This is a genomic window from Azospirillum mesophilum, from assembly GCF_053470405.2.
The window spans coordinates 199,091-219,573 of the sequence record NZ_JBPXMQ020000003.1; the positions used below are offsets into that span (position 1 = coordinate 199,091).

Sequence of the window (20,483 nt, forward strand, 5' to 3'; positions counted from 1 at the left end):
ATGATCCGCCTGCTGGGCAGTGGCCTGATCAGTCCGCCGGCGGTGCGGCTCGACGGTCCGAAATGCTACATCCGGCCGCCGCTGCCGCGCGACTGGCGCGAATGGGCCGACCTGCGGGCCAGCTCCCGCGATTTCCTCACCCCGTGGGAGCCGACCTGGCCGGTGGACGCCCTGACGCGCGCCGCCTTCGGCCGCCGGCTGCGCCGGCAGGCGCAGGAGTGGCGCGACGACCAGGGCTACAGCTTCCTCGTCTACGACCGCGCCGGCGACACGCTGGTGGGCGGGCTGGGCCTGACCAACGTGCGGCGGGGGGTGGCGCAGATGGCGACGCTCGGCTACTGGGTCGGGCGGCCGTATGCGCGCAACGGCTACATCTCCGGCGCGACGCAGCTCGTGCTGGACTTCGCCTTCGGGCAACTGGGCCTGCACCGGGTCGAGGCCGCCTGCCTGCCGACCAACGCCGCCAGCCGGGGCCTGCTGGAAAAGGTGGGCTTCACGCACGAAGGCTACGCGCGCGGCTACCTGCGCATCGACGGCGCATGGCGCGACCATGTGCTGTACGCCATCCTGCGCGAGGAATGGCGCGGATAGGGCGGCTGCGCGAAGGAGGGCGTGACAACTCCTTTTTGCAGGCCAGAGAAATTGTTGGCTTAACCGCCGTTTAACCGGATCGGCTCAGTCTTTCGCTATGTCGTACGCAGCGAAAGAGGCGGATATGTCGCCGAAGCCCACCTGGACGAAAGAAAATTCCCACCGCTACGCGCTGGAGCACGCCGGACGCCGCGTCTCCCTGCAGTATGAGCCGGCCGGCTTCCAAAGCGGCTGGGCGGTCTACACCGATGAGACGCTGGTCGAGCGGTGCGGTGAACTGATGGAGGCCCGCGGCCTCGCCCTGGCGCTCGCCACCAAGCGCGCGTAAATCCCGTTCGGTCTCGGAAAATCCGCCGTCTATTCCGCGGCGGGTTTTCCGCCCAGTGTCACCACTTGGGCAAGCTGGTCGATCCGTCCGTCGAGCCGACCGATTTCGCGCAGACGGATCACGCCGAGCATTTCCTTCATCTGAACCTGCTCGTCCTTCACCCTGTTCAGGTCGCCTTTCATCTGGCTCAGGTCGCCCTTCATCTGACTCAGATCGCCCTTCACATTGTTCAGGTCGTCCTTCACGCCATTCAGATCGACCTTCACGCCATTCAGATCGACCTTGACCGCGCGCAGGTCATCCTTCACCAGCTCGATTTCGCCTTCCAGACGCGCAATATCGGCCTTGGTGGCGAGCGTCGGCATCGTAGCCTCCACCCGCTCGACCTTGTCCAGCAGAACGGTCAGCAGCGTCTTGAGTTCGGGGTCCATCACGGGCTCGCCATCACGGGCTCGGGGTGCGTACCATTGTAGGATACCACCGGAAGGCGATCGCGTACAGCGGGGTTACGCGTGCCCGGCTTCGCCCGACAGCATGGACAGGCTGACGCCGAGCTTGGCGATGGAGCGCTCCCACTTCGTTTCCAGGTCGGGGTCGAACAGAAGCGACTCGTCGCAGGGGACGTTCAGCCAGCCGTTGGCCTGGATCTCCGCGTCGAGCTGCCCGGGACCCCAGCCGGCATAGCCCAGCAGAAGGATGTTGCGGCGGGGGCCGCGGTCTTCGGAAATGGCGCGCAGGATGTCGATGGTCGCGGTCAGCGCCACCTCGTCGTCCACCATCAGCGTGCCTTCGCGCACATAGTCGGTCGAATGCAGCACGAAGCCGCGCCCGGATTCAACCGGTCCGCCGTAATGCACGGGCATGTTGGTGATCGGCTGCTTGACGTCGATCTCAAGCTGCTCCAGCAAATCTTCGAAGGTGATGGACCCGAACAGGCGATTCACGACGAGGCCCATGGCGCCATCCTCGTTGTGAGCGCACATATAGATGACGGTGCGCTGGAAACGTGGATCCATCATGCCGGGCATGGCGATCAGCAACTGGCCGGTCAGGTAATCCGAGGACTTGGTCAGGTGCGGCATGGGCGGTTATCCTTGTGTCCGGGGCCGGAGCCCGCAGCCGTCTTCGCCCGAGTGTGACAGCACGGGCCAAGCTTTGCCATCCAATATAGCTTCGGCCGGCGGCCGTATCGCTACTTGATATGAGAACAGTCGGTGCGATGAAAAGGTTTGTCCCGCTCCTGCTCGCCGTCCTTGCCTTGGCCGTACCCGGATCGGGTAGGGCGGAGCCGGGGACCCAGAGCCAATCCCAGGCCCAGGGCGCATGGACCAAGTCCGGCCCGGTGGAGGCGCGCCTCGTCTCATCCGTTCAGGGAATTGGCGATCTGGCGGCGGTGCCGCTGGGGCTGGAACTGCGGCTGGAGCCGGGGTGGAAGACCTACTGGCGCTCGCCGGGCGACGCGGGCTTCGCGCCTCGTCTGGACTGGAGCGGGTCCGGCAACCTGAAGGCGGCGGAGATGGCCTACCCGGCGCCGCACCGCTTCACGGTCCTGGGGTTCGAGACGGCCGGCTACGATACCGAGGTGACCTTCCCGATCTCCGCCGTACCCACCGAGTCCGGCAAGCCCCTGGACCTGTCGCTGTCGGCGGAGCTGCTGGTCTGCACGACCATCTGTGTGCCGGAAACGGTGAAGCTCGCCCTGTTCATTCCCGCCGGCCCGGCCGGGCCGGGGCCGTCCGCCAACGACATCGCCCGCGCCCAGTCCCAGGTGCCGGGCGACGGCCGCGCCTCGGGCCTCTCGGTCGCCAGCGTGCGCGCCGAAGGCACGGCGCTGGAGGTCGAGGTCACGTCCCGCGAGCCGATGATCGCCCCGGACCTGTTCGTGGAGACCGATCCGCCCGTCACCTTCTCCGCGCCCAAGCGCAACTTCTCCGACAACGACCGGCGAGTCCGCCTGCGGGTCGACGCCACCGATCCCACGCCGGGCCTGAACCTCGCCGGCCGGGCGATGACGCTGACCCTGGTGGACGGCGAACGGTCCATGGAAGCGAAGGCCACCGCCACGGCCGGTCTCGCCGCGGGCGGCCTTGCTCCAGCGGGCGGGAAGGGCCTGCTCGCCATGCTGGGCGTGGCGCTGCTCGGCGGGTTGATCCTGAACCTGATGCCTTGCGTGCTGCCGGTGCTGTCGCTGAAGCTGCTGTCCATCGTGCAGCATGGCGGACGCGCGCCGGCGGCCGTGCGCGCCGGCTTCCTGGCCTCGGCAGCGGGCATTCTGGTGTCGTTCCTGGCGCTGGCCGGGGCGCTGGTGGCGGTGAAGGGAGCCGGCGGTGCGGTCGGCTGGGGCATCCAGTTCCAGCAGCCCCTGTTCCTCGTCTTCATGGTCGTGCTGGTGACGCTGTTCGCCGCCAACCTGTGGGGGCTGTTCGAGGTGCCGCTGCCGCGCGCCCTGGCCGACCGGCTGGGCGGAAAGGAGGGGCATGGCCTGGGCGGGCAATTCGCGACGGGCGCCTTCGCCACGCTGCTGGCGACTCCCTGCTCGGCGCCTTTCCTCGGCACGGCTGTGGGTTTCGCGCTGGCGAGCGGTCCGGCGGAGGTCTTCGCCATCTTCGCCGCTCTGGGCGTCGGGCTGTCCTTGCCTTACCTGCTGGTCGCGGCCTTCCCGCGCGTCGCGCGGCGCCTGCCCAGGCCGGGGCGCTGGATGGTGGTGCTGCGCCGGGTGCTGGGCGGCGCGCTGGGGCTGACCGCCGCGTGGCTGCTGTCGGTGCTGGTCGCCCAGGTGGGGGAGGTGGCGGCACTGGCCGTCGCGGTGCTGATGGGCGGGCTGGTGGTCGCCTTGTGGCTGGGCCGCCGTCTGGCGCCGCCGAGCCGCTGGGCCGGGCCGGCGCTGGCGGGGTTGCTCGCGCTGGTCGCCTTCGCGGTTCCGGCCGCCTTCGGCCCCTCGGCGGGCGCCGCGCCGGCGGTGGGCGAGGCGGCGACGCGCTGGGTCCCCTTCGACGAGGCCGCCATCCGGGACCATGTCGCCGCCGGGCGCACCGTCTTCGTGGACGTGACGGCGGACTGGTGCATCACCTGCCAAGCCAACAAGAAGCTGGTTCTGAACCGGGGCGAGGCCGTGAAGCGGCTTGAGGCGCCGACGGTCGTCGCCATGCGCGCCGACTGGACCAAGCCGGACGACGGCATCGCGCGTTATCTCGCCAGCCATGGCCGCTACGGCATCCCCTTCAACATCGTCTACGGCCCCGGCGCGCCGGAGGGCATCGCCTTGCCGGAACTGTTGAGCGAAGGCGCCGTTCTGGAGGCGCTCGACCGGGCGCGCGGCCGGGCGCGCGGCGGTCGCGACGGCCTTGCCGGGGCTGCGGCCAAAAGCTAAGTCTGTGGTTTAGAGCAAATCTAAAAACGAGAGGGAACGAGACATGACCATCCAAGTGGGCGATACCATCCCGTCGGTCACCCTGAAGCACCTGACCGACAACGGCATGCAGGACATCACCACCGACGAGATCTTCAAGGGCAAGACGGTGGTCCTCTTCTCCGTGCCCGGCGCCTTCACCCCGACCTGCTCCGCCAAGCACCTGCCGGGCTTCGTCCAGCAGGCCGACGCGCTGAAGGCCAAAGGCGTGGACAACGTCGTCTGCCTCGCCGTCAACGACCCCTTCGTGATGCGGGCCTGGGGCGAGAAGAACAGCGCCGCCGGCAAGGTCACCATGCTGCCCGACGGCAACGCCACCTTCACCCAGGCGCTGGGCCTGACGATGGACGGTTCGGGCTACGGGCTCGGCACGCGCGGCCAGCGCTTTGCGCTCGTCGCCAAGGACGGCAAGGTCACCCACCTCGCGGTGGAGAAGCCCGGCCAGTTCGAGGTGTCCTCGGCCGAGGCGGTGCTGGGCGCCCTGTAACGCGCCCGATCAGCGACGGTTAAGCGCCGCGTCCGGCCTGCCGGACGTCGGCGACCCCCTGGCGGGCGAGCGCGTCGGCGCGCTCGTTCTCCGGGTGGCCGGCGTGGCCGCGCACCCAGTGAAACTCGATGTCGTGCTGCTGCTTGGCGGCGTCGAGCCGGCGCCACAGGTCCTCGTTCTTCACCGGCTTCTTGTCGGCGGTCTTCCAGCCCTTGGCCTTCCAGCCGTGGATCCACTGGGTGATGCCGTTCTTCACATATTCGCTGTCGGTGTAGAGCCGCACCTTCATCGGCCGCTTCAGCGCTTCCAGCGCCTGGATGGCGGCCATCAGCTCCATGCGGTTGTTGGTGGTGGCGGGCTCGCCGCCATACAGCTCCTTTTCCACCGTGCCGTAGCGCAGGATGGCCCCCCAGCCGCCGGGGCCGGGGTTGCCGCTGCACGCCCCGTCGGTGAAGATGTCCACGGCCTTCGGGGCGCCTTCAACGACCTGTTTGTCGTCGTTCATGGTGTCAGACTTCGTAAGAACCGCCATCGTCCAGGCAGTAGTCGCCCAGCCCCTTGACGGTCTGGTGGAAGCGCAGCTTGCGCAGATATTCCAACGGGTCCTTGGGCCGCACGAAGGCGCCCGGCGGGTGGTTCAGCCAGTCGTAGAGCCGGGTCAGCAGGAAGCGCATCGCGCTGCCGCGGCACAGCCAGGGCAGGGCGGACAGCTCGTCCCGCGACAGGGGGCGGACCTTCTGATAGCTGGTCAGCAGCAGCCGCGCCTTGGTGGCGTTGAACGACCCGTCCACCTCGAAGCACCACGCGTTCACGCAGATGGCGATGTCGTAGGCCAGGAAGTCGTTGCAGGCGAAGTAGAAGTCGATCAGGCCCGACAGCTCGTTTCCGCGGAAGAAGACGTTGTCCGGGAACAGGTCGGCGTGGATGACGCCGGAGGGCAAGGCGCCGGGCCAGTTGGCCTCCAGCGCCGCCAGTTCCTTTTCCAGCGTGGCGCGCAGGTCGCGGCCGACCTCGTCGGCGCGCGGGGCGCACTTTTCGAACAGGTCCTTCCAGCCGGCGAGCGACAGGGCGTTCGGCCGCACCATGCGGAAGTCGGCAACGGCGAGGTGCAGGCGCGCCAGCGCGGTGCCCAGCTCGGCGCAGTGGTGCGGCGTGATGCGGCGGGGCCACATGCCGGCCAGAAAGGTGACGATCACCGCCGGCCGGCCGCACAGTTCGCGCAGAGGCTGCCCGTCGCGGCCCTGCACCGGCAGCGGGCAGGCGATGCCCTTGTCGGCCAGATGCTCCATCAGCCCCAGGAAGAAGGGCAGATCCTCGCGCTTCGTGCGCTTTTCGTAGAGCGTGAGGATGTAGGGGCCGCGCTCCGTGACGAGGAGGTAGTTGGAATTCTCCACCCCCTCGGCGATGCCCTTGCACGACAGAACGCCGCCCAGATCGTACTGGGCGATGAAGGCGTTCAGGTCTTCGTCGGAAACTTCGGTGTAAACGGCCATGGGACCAGCGCCTTACCGGGATTCGGGACGCCGGTCAATGGCGGTGCGGGTCAATGACGGTCCGCCGGATCACGCCTCTTCCTTCGTGCGGAGTGCGATATCGGTGTCCAGCAGGGCCTTGGGCAGCTTGAAGGTGATGTCCTCGAAGGCGGTGCGCAGTTCTTCCACCGTCACGGCGAAGCGGGCGCGGGCGGCGTCGATGACCTCCTCCACCAGCACCTCGGGCGCGGAGGCGCCGGCGGTGATGCCCAGCCGCCCGATGCCCTCCAGCGCCGTCCAGTCGATGTCCGACGCGCGCTGGACGAGCTGGGCGCGCGTGCAGCCATGGGTCTTCGCCACCTCCACCAGCCGCTTGGAGTTGGAGGAGTTGGGCGCACCCAGCACCAGCAGCGCGTCCACCTTCGGCGCGATGGCCTTCACCGCCTGCTGCCGGTTGGTGGTGGCGTAGCAGATGTCTTCCTTCTTCGGGCCGCCGATGGCCGGGAAGCGCTCCCGCAGGGCGGCAACGATGCTGGTCGTCTCGTCCACCGACAGGGTGGTCTGGGTGGCGTAGGCGAGGTTGTTCGGATCCTCGACCTCCAGCGTCGCCACATCCTCCACCGTCTCCACCAGTACGACGGCGCCTTCGGGCAGCTGGCCCATGGTGCCGATCACCTCCGGGTGGCCGGCGTGGCCGATCAGGACGATCTGGCGCCCTTCGTTGAAATGGCGCTCCGCCTCGCGGTGCACCTTGCTGACCAGCGGGCAGGTGGCGTCGAGGTAGAAAAGGCCGCGCTGCTCGGCCGCCTCGGGCACCGACTTCGGCACGCCGTGGGCGGAGAAGACGACGGGCACGCCGTCCGGCACCTGATCCAGCTCGTCCACGAAGACGGCGCCCTTGGCTTCCAGGCTCTGCACGACGAAGCGGTTGTGCACGATCTCGTGCCGAACGTAGACCGGCGCGCCGAACCTCTCAAGCGCCACCTCGACGATCTGGATCGCGCGGTCCACACCGGCGCAGAAGCCGCGGGGGGCCGCGAGCAGGATGGTGAGGGGCGTCTTGGTCATGCCGCTGTTCCGATGCCTGAAAAAGGGTGCCGAAAGGGTTCGTTGCCGCCACGGCGCAGCCTTGTGCCGGCCCTGCCGCTTCTCTAAAGTCGCGGGCCGTTGCACCAATCCAACCGTTAGGCCAGACCGATGGACCGCCGCCGCGACCGTAATATAGGAACCCCCGCCCGGAAAAGCCCGCTGGCGTCCGCGCTGTTGTCTTTGGGTGTGATGGCCCCGGCCGCGCTGCTGCTGTCCGGCTGCTCCAGCCTCGGCCTCGGCGGATCGAACCCGACGGAAGCGGCCCTGGCCTGCCCGAAGGTGGCCATCGTCCGCGACCTGTCGGAGGTGACCCAGTTCCGCAGCGGCGGCCGCGACCTGACGGACATCACGTCGCGCGCGGCGCTGGCCGATTTCAACGGCGGCTGCGACTACACCGACAACGGCGTGACCGTGAACGTGAACCTCTTCCTGGTGGCGGAGCGCGGACCGGCCCTGCAGGGCAATCAGGCGACCTACCGCTATTTCGTCGCCGTCGCCAAGCCTGGCGAGGAGACGCCGAGCGCCAAGTCCGAGTTCGAGACGACCGTCGCCTTCGAGCCCGGCAAGGTGCGCTCCGGCAGCCGCGAGGAGCTGGCGCCGAAGATCCCTCTGCCCAAGTACGTGAACGCGAAGGATTGGAAGATTTTCCTGGGCTTCCAGCTGACGCCGGACCAGTTGGCCTTCAACCGCGCGCAGTTGAAGCAGTGAGTGTAAAAAAAGGGCGCCCGATTGGGCGCCCTTGGTATTGAATGGTGTGACTCAGCCGATGCGGCTCGCCACCAGATAGGTCGCGTTGCGGCCGCCCGACGCCGTCAGGGAATTGCCGGTGGACTGGCTGGCGTAAAGCTCAACGTAGTCGGTGCTGCCGTTCAGGTAGATGATATCGGTCACCGTGGCGAAGCCCACTGCCCCCGTGGATGTCGATTCACCGCCGGTGGCCGTCGTGGAGCCGTTCTTGTAGAGAATGGCCCGCATATCGGTGTTGCTGGCGGTCAGCAGGCAGATCTGCGCCGAGATCGAGTAATGGCCGGAAACCGATGGTTTAAACCGCTTCGATGCGGTATCGAAACCGCTGCCGACGTTGATTTCAGCGGTTCCCAAATTGATCTTCGTGTTCGTTTGCGAGGGGATGCCTGTCTGGTCCACGTCGCCAAGAGTTGCGCGTGAGATCACCGGCGTGCTGTCGGGGGTCATGTCGAACAGCGCCCGCTCATCCACGATGGAGTTGTTGTCGATGGCCTGCGCGGTGCTCTCCACGAACACCCGCGCCACCGGCAACTTGCCCGCCGGAATCGCCGGCGGGGTCAGGCTGTTTGCCGTGCCGGCGACGACGCTCGCCGCGCCCGTCGAACGGTCCACCACCACGCGGTCGATGCGGAAGCCCGAGGCCGGCGGAGCGAAGGGGCCGACGACCTGCGCCTTCACCTCGGTCAGGGTGGTGCCGTTCAGCAGATAGCCGGGGTCGAGCATGATGGTCAGGTCGGGCGACACCTGCGCGTGCGGGGCGAAGGGGCCGACGATGCGCTGGGCGACGGCCCAGTTGGCGGTGCTCTGCGGCAGGTCGGTGGGGTTGAAGGTCTGAACGGACATGCGTCTGCTCCGATTGGAAATGGGAAGTTTGTGAGCGCGAACCGTGCATCCGGTCCTCGCTGCTCGCGTTAATAGGAATATTCGCCTTTTCGTGTTAATGGGAGAAAAAAATCCGCAGAAGCAGAAAATAATCCTAGTTGACGGTCCGGTGCCGGACTTTGCCTTTTCCGATGCCGAGTCGCTTCCGTCCGGGAGCGGCGGCCCAACACGTTCAGCCCTGAAGCCCCGATTGACATTCCGGGGCATGTCGGTAGTGTGTTCGTCATATGCCGATGATCCCTCGCGGGAGAGATCGCCGACCGGTTCGCCGGCCGGTGGCGCCGAAGGAGCAACCGCCCCGGAAACTCTCAGGCAAAAGGACCGCAAGGGGATAAGGCGACTCTGGAAAGCAGCCTTGGCCGCGCCGTTTCGACGGCTCCTGTCCCGACGGGGACGGAGGCCCGGTCTCACCGAAGGAGTAAGCCGGTGTTCGGGACCCAACCCCGCCGGTGAATCTCTCAGGTCCAGGACAGAGGGGGCAGGACTCGCGCCAATCCTGGCGCGGGGTTGTGCCCCTATGTCGGAGGACCCGCGTGACCGAGGCGCCCGAGAACCTGAAGACCACCCCTCTCCATGGCCTCCATCTGGAGCTGAAGGGCCGCATGGTGCCCTTCGCCGGCTACGACATGCCGGTGCAGTACCCGCTGGGCATCCTGAAGGAGCACCAGCACACCCGCGACAAGGCCGGCCTGTTCGACGTGTCGCACATGGGGCAGGTGCGGCTGACCGGCGACGACCCGGCGGCGGCGCTCGAGTCGCTGGTTCCCGGCGACATCAAGGGGCTGGCGCGCGGGCGCATGCGCTACACGCTGTTCCTGAACGAGCAGGGCGGCATCCTGGACGACCTGATGGTCACCAACGCCGGTGACCACCTGTTCCTGGTCGTCAACGCCGCCCGCAAGGATCATGACGTCGCCCATCTGCGCGAACGCCTGAAGGGCAAGGCCGAGGTGGAACTGCTGGACGACCTCGCGCTGATGGCGCTGCAGGGTCCGGCGGCGGCTGGCGTGATGGCGCGCTTCGTGCCCGAGGCCGCGACCATGAAGTTCATGAGCTACCTGCCGGCCACCTTCAAGGGCATTCCGGTGATCATCACCCGCTCCGGCTACACGGGCGAGGACGGCTACGAGATCTCCTGCGACAAGGCCGACGCGGAGACCATCGCCCGCGCCCTGCTGGCCGAGGACGAGGTCGAGGCCATCGGCCTGGGTGCTCGCGACTCGCTGCGGCTGGAGGCCGGGCTCTGCCTCTACGGCCACGACATCGACGAGACGACCACGCCCGTCGAAGCCGCGCTGGAATGGGCGCTGTCCAAGCGCCGCCGCGAGGAGGGGGGCTTCCCCGGTTACGATGTCATCAAGGACCAGCTCGCCAACGGCGCGCCGCGCCGCCGTGTCGGCATCCAGCCGGAAGGCCGCCAGCCGGCCCGCGAGCACACGGAGATCTGCGACGCCAGCGGCAACAAGATCGGCGAGGTGACCAGCGGCGGCTTCGGCCCCACCGCGAACGCGCCGGTCGCCATGGGCTATGTCGACCGCGCGCACGCCGCGCTCGACACACCGGTGCAGCTCATCGTCCGCGGCAAGCCGCTGGCCGCCAAGGTCGCCGCCATGCCCTTCGTGCCGCAGCGTTATTACCGGGGGTAAGGCCCCGTAGGTTGGGTTGAGCGCAGCGAAACCCAACGCACTCCGCATCGCGACCATGTTGGGTTTCGCTTCCGCTCAACCCAACCTACGAACTTCTTTCAGGGGAAAAGGCCATGACCATCAAGTACACCAAGGATCACGAGTGGGTCCGCGTCGAGGGCGATGTCGGGACCGTCGGCGTCAGCGACCACGCCCAGCACCAGCTCGGCGACGTGGTCTTCGTGGAGCTGCCGGACGTCGGCCGCACACTCCAGCAGGGCAAGGAAGCCGCCGTCGTCGAATCCGTGAAGGCGGCCAGCGACGTCTACGCCCCGGTTTCCGGCGAGGTCACCGAGATCAACCAGGCGCTCGTGGACGATCCGTCGCTGGTCAACGCCGGTGCCGAGACCCAGGGCTGGTTCTTCAAGATCCGCCTCAGCAACCCGGCCGAGCTGGACGCCCTGATGGACGAGACCGCCTACAAGGCCTTCGTGGAAGGACAGGCGTAACATGCGTTATCTGCCCCTGACCGAGGCCGACCGGCGGTCCATGCTGGCGGCGATCCGCGCCTCATCGGTGGACGATCTGTTCCGCGACGTGCCGAAGGCCGCCCGCCTTCCCGGCCCGATCGAGGGGCTGCCCAATCACATGGGCGAGCTGGAGGTCGAGCGCACCCTGTCGGCCATGGCGGGCAAGAACCTGCCGGCCGGCAGCGTGCCGAGCTTCCTGGGCGCCGGTGCCTACCGCCACCATGTCCCGGCGACGGTGGATCATCTGGTCCAGCGCGGCGAGTTCCTGACCGCCTACACCCCCTACCAGCCGGAGGTGAGCCAGGGCACGCTGCAGGTGCTGTTCGAGTTCCAGACCCAGGTCTCGCTGCTGACCGGCATGGATGTGGCGAACGCCTCCATGTACGACGGCGCCACCGCCTGTGCGGAGGCCGTGATGATGGCCAACCGCGTCACGCGGCGGAAGAAGGCCATTCTGTCCGGCGGCCTGCACCCGCATTACCGCGACACCACCACCACCGACGCCCGCTTCATCGGCTTCGAGACGGTCGCCATGCCGCCCGCCCCGAACGGGGGCGAGGATCTGATGGCGCTGGTGGACGACAACACTTCCTGCGTCGTCGTGCAGAACCCGGACGTCTTCGGCCATGTGCGGGACTACACCGCGCTCGGCCAGATGTGCCAAGCCAAGGGCGCGCTGCTGATCGTCGTGGTGACGGAGGCCGTGTCGCTCGGCCTGCTGACCCCGCCGGGCGAAATGGGCGCCGACATCGTGGCGGCGGAAGGTCAGTCGCTGGGCAACGCGCTGAACTTCGGCGGTCCGTATGTCGGCCTGTTCGCCGTGAAGGAAAAGCTGGTCCGGCAGATGCCGGGCCGCCTCTGCGGCCAGACAGTGGACGCCGACGGCCGCCGCGGCTTCGTGCTGACGCTCTCCACGCGCGAGCAGCACATCCGCCGCGAGAAGGCGACCTCGAACATCTGCACCAACTCCGGCCTGTGCGCGCTGGCCTTCTCGATCCACCTCAGCCTGCTGGGCGAGGAAGGCTTCACGCAGCTCGCCCGCCTGAACCACGCCAAGGCGGTTCAGCTGGCCGACAAGCTGGCGGCCGTGAAGGGCGTCGACATCATCAACGACAGCTTCTTCAACGAATTCACGGTGAAGCTGCCCAAGCCCGCCGCCCAGGTGGTCGAGGAACTGGCCGAGCGCCGCATCCTCGGCGGCGTCCCGGCGTCGCGCCTGTTCGCGGGTGAACTGGACGACCTGCTGATCGTGGCCGCCACCGAGACGAACACCGAGTCCGACATGGACGCTTTCGCCAAGGCCCTTGCCGAGGTTCTGTGATGACGATGAACAATCAAGGGCGCCCGACCGACATTCGGAGCACCGACAGCGCCGTTCCGCAGACCGTCACCGGCAACCGCGGCCTCCAGATCGAAGAACCGCTGATCTTCGAACAGGACAGCCCCGGCCGCTGCGGCGTCGACCTGCCGGAGGTTCCCGCGGGCAAGACTCGCCTGGGCGCCGTGAAGCCTCGCGCCAAGGTGGGCCTGCCGGGCCTCGCCGAACCGCAGGTGGTCCGCCACTACACGCGCCTGTCGCAGAAGAACTACGCCATCGACAGCGGGCTCTACCCGCTGGGCTCCTGCACGATGAAGCACAACCCGCGCCTGAACGAGAAGATGGCGCGGCTGCCGGGCTTCTCCGACGTGCACCCGCTCCAGCCGGAAAGCACCGTGCAGGGTGCGCTGGAGCTGATGGCGGAGCTGGGCCGCTGGCTCGCCACGCTGACCGGCATGGCGGCGGTGACGCTGGCCCCGGCGGCCGGCGCGCACGGCGAGATGTGCGGCATCATGGCGATCCGCTCCGCCCATGAGGCCAAGGGTGACACCGGCCGCACCAAGATCCTGGTGCCGGAAAGCGCCCACGGCACCAACCCGGCGACCGCCGCCGCCTGCGGCTACGCGGTCGAGGCCATCCCGGCGACCGAGGACGGGCGCGTCGATCTGGACGCGCTGAAGGCGAAGCTCGGCCCCGACGTGGCCGGCCTGATGCTGACCAACCCGAACACCTGCGGCCTGTTCGAGCGGGACATCATCACCATCGCCGAGGCCGTGCACGCGGCCGGCGCCTACTTCTACTGCGACGGTGCCAACTTCAACGCCATCGTCGGCCGGGTGCGCCCGGCGGACCTCGGCATCGACGTGATGCACATCAACCTGCACAAGACCTTCTCCACCCCGCACGGCGGCGGCGGTCCGGGCTCCGGTCCGGTGGTCTTCGCGGAGTCGCTGGCCCCCTACGTGCCGGTGCCCTACGTCGTGCAGTCCAAGGATGGCGCCTTCCGTCTGGTGGAGCATGCCGGGGACGGGCCGGCCTTCGGCCGCATGAAGGCCTTCCACGGCCAGATGGGCATGTTCGTCCGCGCCCTTTCCTACATGCTGAGCCACGGCGCCGATGGCCTGTGGCAGGCGTCGAGCGACGCGGTGCTGAACGCGAACTATGTGCTCGCCAGCCTGAAGGACGTGATGAGCCCGTCCTTCGACGGCCCGTGCATGCACGAATGCCTGTTCGACGACCGCTTCCTGAAGGGCACCGGGGTCACCACGCTCGACATCGCCAAGGCGCTGATCGACGAGGGCTTCCACCCGATGACCATGTACTTCCCGCTGGTGGTGCACGGCGCGCTGCTGATCGAGCCGACCGAGACGGAGTCGAAGGCCGGCCTCGACCAGTTCATCACCGCGCTGCGCGCTCTGGCGGAGCGGGCCAAGGGTGGTGACGTGGAGTATTTCCAGGGCGCCCCGCGCCTGACCCCACGCCGCCGCCTGGACGAAACCGCCGCCGCCCGCAAGCCGATCCTGCGCTGGACGCCGGAAGCGGTGGAGAAGGTCGCGGCGGAGTAAGGTGTTGCCCCCTCCCTGACCCTCCCCCGCTTCGCGGTGGAGGGGACTAATCTCCCTCTCCCGCGTTAGCGGGGGAGGGTCGGGGAGGGGGCAAACGCCTCACCGCTGATCGAGCTTCACCTCAATGCGCCGATTCCGCGCCAGCGCTTCATCGCTGGTGCCGGGGTCGAGCGGCTGATACTCGCCGAAACCGGCGGCGGCCAGACGTTCCGGCGGGATGCCCTGGTCGATCAGGAACTTCACCACCGAAATCGCGCGTGCCGCCGACAGTTCCCAGTTGGAGGCGAATTGCAGGCGGACGGGGCGGTTGTCGGTGTGGCCGTCCACGCGCAGCACCCAATTCACGTCCGGCGGGATCTTCTTTCCGATTTCCATCAGCGTGCGGGCCAGTTCGGCCAGACGCTGCTTGCCGGCCTCTTCCAGCGTCGCGGACCCGGAGGGGAACAGAAGCTCCGACTGGAAGACGAAGCGGTCGCCGACGATGCGCACGTCGGGCCGGTTGCCCAGCGCCTCGCGCACGCGGCCGAAGAACTCCGAGCGGTAGCGGGCGAGGTCCTGCACCTTCGCGGCCAACGCCTGATTGAGGCGGGAGCCGAGTTCGGCGATCTGGATCTTCTGCTCGTCCGACTTCTTCTCCGACGCCTCCAGCACCGCGCCGATCCTGGCGAGTTGGTCGCGCAGCGCGGCGATCTGCTGGTTCAGCACGTCCACCTGCTGGCGGGCCTTGCCCGTCTCGCCCTGTTCGCCGGTCAGCGAGGCCATCAGATCCTTGATGCGGATGTCGCGCTGTTCGATGTCCTTCTGCGCGAGCATCGTCTTTTCGCCGGCGTCGGCGAGCCGCGATTCCAGCGCCTTGGAGCGGTCGCGTTCCCCGCCCAGCTGGGCCAGCAGGGCTTGGCGCTGCTCGTCCGACAGGCGGAGGTTCGCGGCGGCCTCGGCCAGTTCGCCTTCCAGCTTCTGCCGGGCCTCGCGCAGGGCCTTCAGGTCGGCTTGCAGGCTGGCGGCCTCGCGGACCTTCAGTTCGACGGTTTCCTTGTCGGCGCGGATGGTGCGCTGCAACTCCTCGGCGGCGCGGGTCGCCTTGTCGAGGTCGCCTTGCAGGGAGGAGAGGCGGTTCGTCATATCGTCGCGCGCGGCGACGGAGCCCTGAAGCTCGGCAGAGAGCTGGGCGACGTTGACGCGCAGGTCGGCGTTGGCGTCGCGCTCCAGCGACAGGAGGTCGTTCAGCTCCGCGACCTTACGGTTCAGGTTGGTCAGCTGCTCGTCCCGGCCGGTCAGCGCCGTCGCCATGTAAAACTGGGCGACGATGAAGACCATCAGCAGGAAAATGACCACCATGACGAGGGACGACAGCGCGTCCACCCACCCGGGCCAGGCGCTGGCCTCGCGATGGCTGTTGCGGCGGCTGATGCTGGCCATGGAGGCGGTCCCTCTGGGTTAATAACCTCAGCGCTGTTCGGCGTCTTCGGCGAGCGCGGCGATGGTGCGGGCCAGCAGCTTGATCTCGCTGCGGATCTCCTGCACCGCCTGGGTGCGGCCGGTGCTGGACTCCTCGACGATGCGGGCGAGGTAGATATCCATGTTGCGCAGGTGCTGGCGGGACGATTCGTCCAGACCGCCGATGGCCGCGCCAGACAGCCGCTCCAGCAGCTTCTTCATCTCAAGCTGGCTTTCGCCGAGCCGCAGCAAAAGCTGCTGTTCCGCCCGCATGTGGTCGGTCAGGGTGGACAGCCGTTCGGTCAGCGCCATCAGGTTGCTGTTGGCGGCGCGCCGACCCTCCTCGGCCGTGGCGACGGTGCGCTGGAGCGAGTCGAGGTTCTCCGCCGTCTGCTCCAGCAGGGCTTGCAGGTAGGCGGGGACCGACTGGTCGCCGGTTTCCAGGCTGCCGCCGGCCCCGCTCGACAGGCGGGTCGCGCCGGACAGCCAGTCCTCCACGTCCTGGAAGAAGCGGTTGTGCGCCTGACTCGCCTGAAGTTCCAGGAAGCCCAGCACCAGCGACCCGGCCAAGCCGAAGAGGGAGGAGCTGAAGGCCGTGCCCATGCCGGTCAGCGGCGCTTCCAGCCCTTGCTGAAGGTTGCTGAACATGGCGCCCACGTCGCCGCCCTTCACCGATAGCCCGCCGATCACCGACCCGACCGACTGCACCGTGTGCAGCAGGCCCCAGAAGGTGCCCAGCAGGCCGAGGAAGATCAGAAGCCCGATCAGGTAGCGCGACAGCTCCCGCGATTCGTCCAGCCGCGAGGCGATGCCGTCGAGCAGGGAGCGCATGGACAGCGCCGACAGGGTCAGCCGCCCGCGCCGCTCCCCCAGCATGCGCGCCATGGGGGCGAGCAGAACCGGCTCAGGAGCTACGGCGGCGGCGCCGTTCTGGAAATGCTCCAGCCACGCCACCTCGGGCCGCAGCATCAGGACTTGGCGGAAGATGAACAGGATGCCGGCCAGCAGCGTGCCCAGGATCAGCCCGTTCAGCGCCGGGTTGTTCAGGAAGGCCGCGCGCAACGCCGGGAACAGCAGGGCGGCCACGCCCCCCACGACCACCAGGAAGAGGATCATCCGTGTCAGGAACCGCTCCGGGCGCGTCATCGGGGAAGGCTCCTCCAGCGTTCGATACGGGGCGATCGCGGCCATGGGCTCTCTCGTCCAGAGGGGAGATCAGGCGGTCGGTCCACTCACTCGTTCAGGAATTCCATCTCCACCCGGTCGGGCGGGCCGTTGCCGGCCTCGATGCCCAGCGCCCGGATGTCCACGCGGGTGCTTGGGATGCCGGCGGCCCCCAGCCGCTCCCGGATGCCCAGCGCGCGGGCGAGCGACAGCTGCCGGGCCTCGCGCGCCGTCTCCGGCGTGCCGCTGGCGTAGGCGCGCAGTTGCAGGCGCAACGCGTCATTCCCGCGCATCCGCTCGATGATGGTGGCGATGGACGGCGCCGCCGATTCCGGAGGAGTCGTGGCCGAGCCGTCGAAGACGACGCTCTGCATGCCCAGCTTCGGCACGGACGGGTGCGGCGGAGGCGCCGGCACGGCGGCGGTCTGCGTCTTTTTCGGCCCGCTCGTCAGGGCGGGCGCGGGCGGATGCGGCGCCGGGGCCTTTGCCGTCGCTTGGACCGGCGGCGCGCCAGCCGGCGGGGCCGGGGGAGGCGGCGAGGCGCCGATCTCGATGCTCGGCAGCGTCGGCGGCGTCATCACGACGGGCGCCTTGAAGCGCGGCGGCGGCGGCGGCGAGTTGGGCGCCTGCACGCCCGACGGCGGCGGGATGGGCAGGGGCTGCGCGTTCTCCAGCGTCAGCTTTTCCGCCACCGGCTCCGCGGCCGGCGCCGCTTTCGCCGGTTCCACCTTGGCGGGCGCAGCTTTGGCCGGGGCGAGTTTCGTCGGCTCCGCCTTTGTATCGGCGGCAAGGACGGGTGGCGTCACGGCGAGCGCCACCATGGCGGCGGCGGTGACGGAAAGGACGCGCACCAGTGCCGTCCGCCCAGTGGGCGCATTCGGAGAACGGCTCATGCGTCCAACAATCCCCATGGTATCCAGCGCAGAGTTTCCAATTACACGGAAAAGCGTTGGTACCATAGCCCTTCGATCGGCGTAGCGACAACGCACTTTGGGCCGCGCGGCGGGTTTCCCCACCAAAGCGCGGCCGTAATACCCCTTTGGACGCGGGGCCTTGGGAGGCCTAGGCCCCCGCCGAGCCCGCCGGAGCGGTGCCGGCCTTGCGGTCGGCCACACTGCGCAGGATCTTGGCCAGCGGCAGGTGCAGATGCGCGTTGGCCGCCAGGACGGAGCCGCCGAACACCGGGTTGCGGCCGCCGCCGATCTCGCCCACGAAGCCGCCGGCCTCGGTGACCAGCAACTGGCCGGCCGCCACGTCCCAGGCGGCGAGCCCGCGCTCCCAGAAGCCGTCGTAGCGGCCCGCCGCCACATAGGCGAGGTCGAGCGACGCGGCGCCGAAGCGGCGGATGCCCGCGACCTCCTTCATGATGGCCTCGGCCTCGACCAGGAAGCCGGCGTGGTCGCCCCGGCCCTTGAAGGGCATGCCGGTGGCGATCACCGCGTCGCCCAGGTTGCGGCGTTCGGACACGCGCAGGCGCTGGTGGTTCAGGAAGGCGCCCTGGCCCTTCTCGGCCCAGAACAACTGGTCGTGCACCGGCTCGTACACGACGCCAGCGACGATCTCGCCGTTCTTCTCCGCCGCGATGGAGATTGCCCAGTGCGGCAGGCCGTGCAGGAAGTTGGTGGTGCCGTCCAGCGGATCGACGATCCAGCGCGCTGTCGGGTCGCTGCCCTTGCTGGCGCCCGTCTCCTCCATCAGGAAACCGAAGTCCGGACGGGCCTTCTGCAACTCTTCGCGCAGAAGCTTTTCAGCCTTGATGTCGGCCTGGGAGACGAAGTCCGCCGGCCCCTTGCGCGACACCTGGAGGTGTTCGACCTCGCCGAAGTCGCGGACAAGGCCGCGGGCGGCCTTTTCGGCGGCGCGGACCATCACGTTGATAAGGGCGGAGCGGGTGGCCATGGGCGTGCTTTATCTCGTGCGAAACCGGAAAAAGAATACACCGGCCCCCGCGTGATGCGAGAGCCGGTGCGCAAAAAAGACGCGGGACCTCAGTCCTTGGCGCGCTCGACGTACTCGCCGGTCTGGGTGTCGACGACGACGCGGGTGCCCGTGTCGATGTGCGGCGGCACCAGGATCGACACGCCGTTCTCCAGCTTGGCCGGCTTGTAGGAGGACGAGGCGGTCTGCCCCTTCACCACCGGGTCGGCCTCGACGATCTGTAGCGTCACCTTGCCGGGGATCTCGACGCCGAGCGGCGCGCCTTCGAAGGACTGCACGGTGACTTCCATGCCGTCCTGGAGGAACACCTTCTGGTCGCCGACGATCTCGCCCGGAATGGCGACCTGCTCGTAGCTTTCCTTGTCCATGAAGGTAAAGCTGTCGCCTTCGGCGAACAGGAAGGTCATCTCGTGCTCGTCCAGGCGGGCGCGCTCGACCGTCTCCTGGGTGCGGAAGCGCTCGATCGACTTGGTGCCGGTGCGCACGTCCTTCATCTCAAGCTGGATGAAGGCGCCGCCCTTGCCGGGCTGGACAATGGCGGTCTTGGTGATGACCCAGAGCTTCCCGTTGTGCTCAAGCACATGGCCGGGACGCATCGTGTTGGCGTTGACCTTCATGACATACTCGTGATTTCCAAGAGACAGGCGGCGCGGAACCTAGCAGCTTGCCGGCCCCGAGGCAACGCCGGGCGGGTGCAATTTCGGCCCGACGCGCCTTCTTTGTGCGTGGAACCCCGTTTGAAACAGAAAAGTGACCGTCTTGGCACCACGGGATTGTCCGTTTTCGACGGTCCCCGTCCTCTGATAAGCAGGATCATTCCCCCCGCATCCGGAAAACGCCATGTTCACCGCCACGCCCGCCTGGACCCCCGAAAGCTTCGACCGCCGACGCCCGCATCTGGCGGCGCGTGGGCGCGTGCTGGGCGCGGTGCGCCGATTCTTCGAGGACAACGCCTTCGTCGAGGTGGACACCCCGGCCCTTCAGGTCTCGCCGGGGATGGAGCCGCATCTCCAGGCCTTCGGGACTGACCTCCAGGGGCCGCATCCGGACGACCGGCGCCGGCTGTACCTGCACACCAGCCCCGAATTCGCGATGAAGAAGCTGCTGGTCGCCGGGATGCCGCGCATCTACCAGATCGCCCACGTCTTCCGGAACGGGGAGCGGTCGGCGACCCATTCGCCGGAATTCTCCATGCTCGAATGGTACCGGGCGGGGGAGGGGTACGGGACGCTGATCCAGGATTGCGTCGATCTGGTGCGGGCGGCGGCCGTCGCGGCCGGGCGGCATCGCTTCGCGTTCCGGGGCATGGAGTGCGACCCCTTCCAGCCCTGGCGCGTGCTGACCGTCCAGGACGCCTTCCTGGAATACGCCCGCATCGACCTGCTCGCCACCTTCGACGGCAGCCACGACCCGGACCCCGCCCCCCTGGCGGCGGCGGCGGAGCGCATCGGCGTCCACCCGCACGCGGGCGACCGCTGGGAGGACATCGTGTTCCGCGTGATGTTCGACCGCATCGAGCCGCATCTGGGCGCGGGCGTGCCCTGCGTGCTGACCGACTATCCCGTCTGCATGGCGGCCCTGTCCCGCCCGAAGCCGGAAGACCCGCGCCTCGCCGAACGATTCGAGCTGTACGCCTGCGGCCTTGAACTCGCCAACGCCTTCGGCGAACTGACCGACGCCGCCGCCCAGCGCGCCCGATTCGAGGCGGACATGGCCTTGAAGGAGCGCCTTTACGGCGAGCGCTTCCCGGTGGACGAGGACTTCCTCGCCGCGCTGGAGCACGGCATGCCCGCCAGCAGCGGAATCGCGCTCGGCTTCGACCGGCTGGTCATGCTGTGCAGCGGTGCCGAGACCATCGACGAGGTGCTGTGGCTGCCAGTCTCGCAGTAGGCGAGGAAGAT

Annotated in this window: 21 protein-coding genes and 1 riboswitch; of the genes, 10 read left to right on the top strand and 11 right to left on the bottom strand. The window is 68.3% G+C overall.

Annotated elements, in window-relative coordinates; genetic code table 11:
* Both ACSVC7_RS05105 and ACSVC7_RS05110 read left to right on the top strand, forming a co-directional pair.
* On the top strand, nucleotides 1–591 hold the full coding sequence (locus ACSVC7_RS05105) for a GNAT family N-acetyltransferase (protein WP_448203342.1): 591 nt from the start codon (nucleotides 1–3) through the stop codon (nucleotides 589–591).
* A 124-nt stretch (nucleotides 592–715) separates the two neighbouring features.
* The gene (locus ACSVC7_RS05110; RefSeq protein ID WP_448203343.1) at nucleotides 716–919 is read left to right on the top strand and encodes a hypothetical protein; all 204 of its coding nucleotides are present in this window, start codon (nucleotides 716–718) and stop codon (nucleotides 917–919) included.
* A gap of 29 nt (nucleotides 920–948) precedes the next feature.
* Here the strand turns inward: ACSVC7_RS05110 and ACSVC7_RS05115 are convergent, their stop codons facing one another.
* Both ACSVC7_RS05115 and ACSVC7_RS05120 read right to left on the bottom strand, forming a co-directional pair.
* A complete protein-coding gene (locus tag ACSVC7_RS05115) occupies nucleotides 949–1,350 on the bottom strand; it encodes a hypothetical protein (protein WP_448203344.1) in 402 nt (133 codons plus the stop codon).
* Between the two features lie 75 nt (nucleotides 1,351–1,425).
* Nucleotides 1,426–2,001 carry a YqgE/AlgH family protein gene (locus tag ACSVC7_RS05120; RefSeq protein WP_448203345.1) on the bottom strand — a complete coding sequence of 192 codons (576 nt, stop codon included), beginning with the start codon at nucleotides 1,999–2,001 and terminating at the stop codon, nucleotides 1,426–1,428.
* Nucleotides 2,002–2,138: 137 nt separating this feature from the next.
* Here ACSVC7_RS05120 and ACSVC7_RS05125 point away from each other — a divergent pair, with 137 nt between their 5' ends.
* On the top strand, nucleotides 2,139–4,289 hold the full coding sequence (locus ACSVC7_RS05125) for a protein-disulfide reductase DsbD family protein (RefSeq protein WP_448203346.1): 2,151 nt from the start codon (nucleotides 2,139–2,141) through the stop codon (nucleotides 4,287–4,289).
* Between the two features lie 43 nt (nucleotides 4,290–4,332).
* Nucleotides 4,333–4,815 (top strand): peroxiredoxin, encoded by a 483-nt coding sequence (locus tag ACSVC7_RS05130; RefSeq protein ID WP_448203347.1) that lies wholly within the window; start codon nucleotides 4,333–4,335, stop codon nucleotides 4,813–4,815.
* 19 nt (nucleotides 4,816–4,834) lie between these two features.
* Here the strand turns inward: ACSVC7_RS05130 and rnhA are convergent, their stop codons facing one another.
* The 3 genes from rnhA to ispH form a co-directional block, all read right to left on the bottom strand.
* Nucleotides 4,835–5,320, bottom strand: coding sequence for a ribonuclease HI (gene rnhA / locus ACSVC7_RS05135; RefSeq protein ID WP_448203348.1), 486 nt, complete (start codon nucleotides 5,318–5,320; stop codon nucleotides 4,835–4,837).
* Between the two features lie 4 nt (nucleotides 5,321–5,324).
* Nucleotides 5,325–6,308, bottom strand: coding sequence for a homoserine kinase (locus tag ACSVC7_RS05140; RefSeq protein ID WP_448203349.1), 984 nt, complete (start codon nucleotides 6,306–6,308; stop codon nucleotides 5,325–5,327).
* A 69-nt stretch (nucleotides 6,309–6,377) separates the two neighbouring features.
* Nucleotides 6,378–7,355, bottom strand: a complete 978-nt coding sequence (gene ispH / locus ACSVC7_RS05145) for a 4-hydroxy-3-methylbut-2-enyl diphosphate reductase (protein ID WP_448203350.1) — start codon at nucleotides 7,353–7,355, stop codon at nucleotides 6,378–6,380.
* 210 nt (nucleotides 7,356–7,565) lie between these two features.
* Between ispH and ACSVC7_RS05150 the strand changes: the two genes are divergently transcribed.
* Nucleotides 7,566–8,084, top strand: a complete 519-nt coding sequence (locus ACSVC7_RS05150) for a hypothetical protein (protein ID WP_448203351.1) — start codon at nucleotides 7,566–7,568, stop codon at nucleotides 8,082–8,084.
* 51 nt (nucleotides 8,085–8,135) lie between these two features.
* Here ACSVC7_RS05150 and ACSVC7_RS05155 read toward each other — a convergent pair whose 3' ends face one another.
* Complete coding sequence (locus ACSVC7_RS05155) at nucleotides 8,136–8,966, bottom strand: hypothetical protein (protein WP_448203352.1); 831 nt, start codon at nucleotides 8,964–8,966, stop codon at nucleotides 8,136–8,138.
* Nucleotides 8,967–9,239: 273 nt separating this feature from the next.
* Nucleotides 9,240–9,339: riboswitch (glycine riboswitch) on the top strand.
* A gap of 199 nt (nucleotides 9,340–9,538) precedes the next feature.
* Between ACSVC7_RS05155 and gcvT the strand changes: the two genes are divergently transcribed.
* The 4 genes from gcvT (at nucleotide 9,539) to gcvPB (ending at nucleotide 14,043) form a co-directional block, all read left to right on the top strand.
* Entirely contained in the window at nucleotides 9,539–10,651 is a 1,113-nt protein-coding gene (gene gcvT, locus ACSVC7_RS05160; RefSeq protein ID WP_448203353.1) for a glycine cleavage system aminomethyltransferase GcvT, read from the top strand.
* A gap of 113 nt (nucleotides 10,652–10,764) precedes the next feature.
* Nucleotides 10,765–11,139, top strand: a complete 375-nt coding sequence (gene gcvH / locus ACSVC7_RS05165; RefSeq protein ID WP_448203354.1) for a glycine cleavage system protein GcvH — start codon at nucleotides 10,765–10,767, stop codon at nucleotides 11,137–11,139.
* A 1-nt stretch (nucleotide 11,140) separates the two neighbouring features.
* Nucleotides 11,141–12,481 (top strand): aminomethyl-transferring glycine dehydrogenase subunit GcvPA, encoded by a 1,341-nt coding sequence (gene gcvPA / locus ACSVC7_RS05170; RefSeq protein WP_448203355.1) that lies wholly within the window; start codon nucleotides 11,141–11,143, stop codon nucleotides 12,479–12,481.
* Nucleotides 12,481–14,043, top strand: coding sequence for an aminomethyl-transferring glycine dehydrogenase subunit GcvPB (gene gcvPB, locus ACSVC7_RS05175; RefSeq protein WP_448203356.1), 1,563 nt, complete (start codon nucleotides 12,481–12,483; stop codon nucleotides 14,041–14,043). The genes gcvPA and gcvPB overlap by 1 nt, the downstream gene beginning before the upstream one ends.
* A 99-nt stretch (nucleotides 14,044–14,142) precedes the next feature.
* Here the strand turns inward: gcvPB and ACSVC7_RS05180 are convergent, their stop codons facing one another.
* The 5 genes from ACSVC7_RS05180 to efp form a co-directional block, all read right to left on the bottom strand.
* Nucleotides 14,143–15,462, bottom strand: coding sequence for a peptidoglycan -binding protein (locus ACSVC7_RS05180; protein ID WP_448203357.1), 1,320 nt, complete (start codon nucleotides 15,460–15,462; stop codon nucleotides 14,143–14,145).
* Nucleotides 15,463–15,489: 27 nt separating this feature from the next.
* Entirely contained in the window at nucleotides 15,490–16,671 is a 1,182-nt protein-coding gene (locus ACSVC7_RS05185) for a flagellar motor protein MotA (RefSeq protein WP_448203358.1), read from the bottom strand.
* A 41-nt stretch (nucleotides 16,672–16,712) separates the two neighbouring features.
* Nucleotides 16,713–17,537 carry an OmpA family protein gene (locus tag ACSVC7_RS05190; protein ID WP_483508037.1) on the bottom strand — a complete coding sequence of 275 codons (825 nt, stop codon included), beginning with the start codon at nucleotides 17,535–17,537 and terminating at the stop codon, nucleotides 16,713–16,715.
* Nucleotides 17,538–17,706: 169 nt separating this feature from the next.
* A complete protein-coding gene (locus ACSVC7_RS05195; protein WP_448203360.1) occupies nucleotides 17,707–18,543 on the bottom strand; it encodes an inositol monophosphatase family protein in 837 nt (278 codons plus the stop codon).
* Between the two features lie 89 nt (nucleotides 18,544–18,632).
* Nucleotides 18,633–19,199: an elongation factor P gene (efp, locus tag ACSVC7_RS05200; protein ID WP_448203361.1), complete on the bottom strand. Its 567-nt coding sequence runs from the start codon at nucleotides 19,197–19,199 to the stop codon at nucleotides 18,633–18,635.
* Nucleotides 19,200–19,422: 223 nt separating this feature from the next.
* Here efp and epmA point away from each other — a divergent pair, with 223 nt between their 5' ends.
* Nucleotides 19,423–20,472, top strand: a complete 1,050-nt coding sequence (gene epmA, locus ACSVC7_RS05205) for an EF-P lysine aminoacylase EpmA (RefSeq protein ID WP_448203362.1) — start codon at nucleotides 19,423–19,425, stop codon at nucleotides 20,470–20,472.
* Nucleotides 20,473–20,483 lie beyond the last annotated feature (11 nt).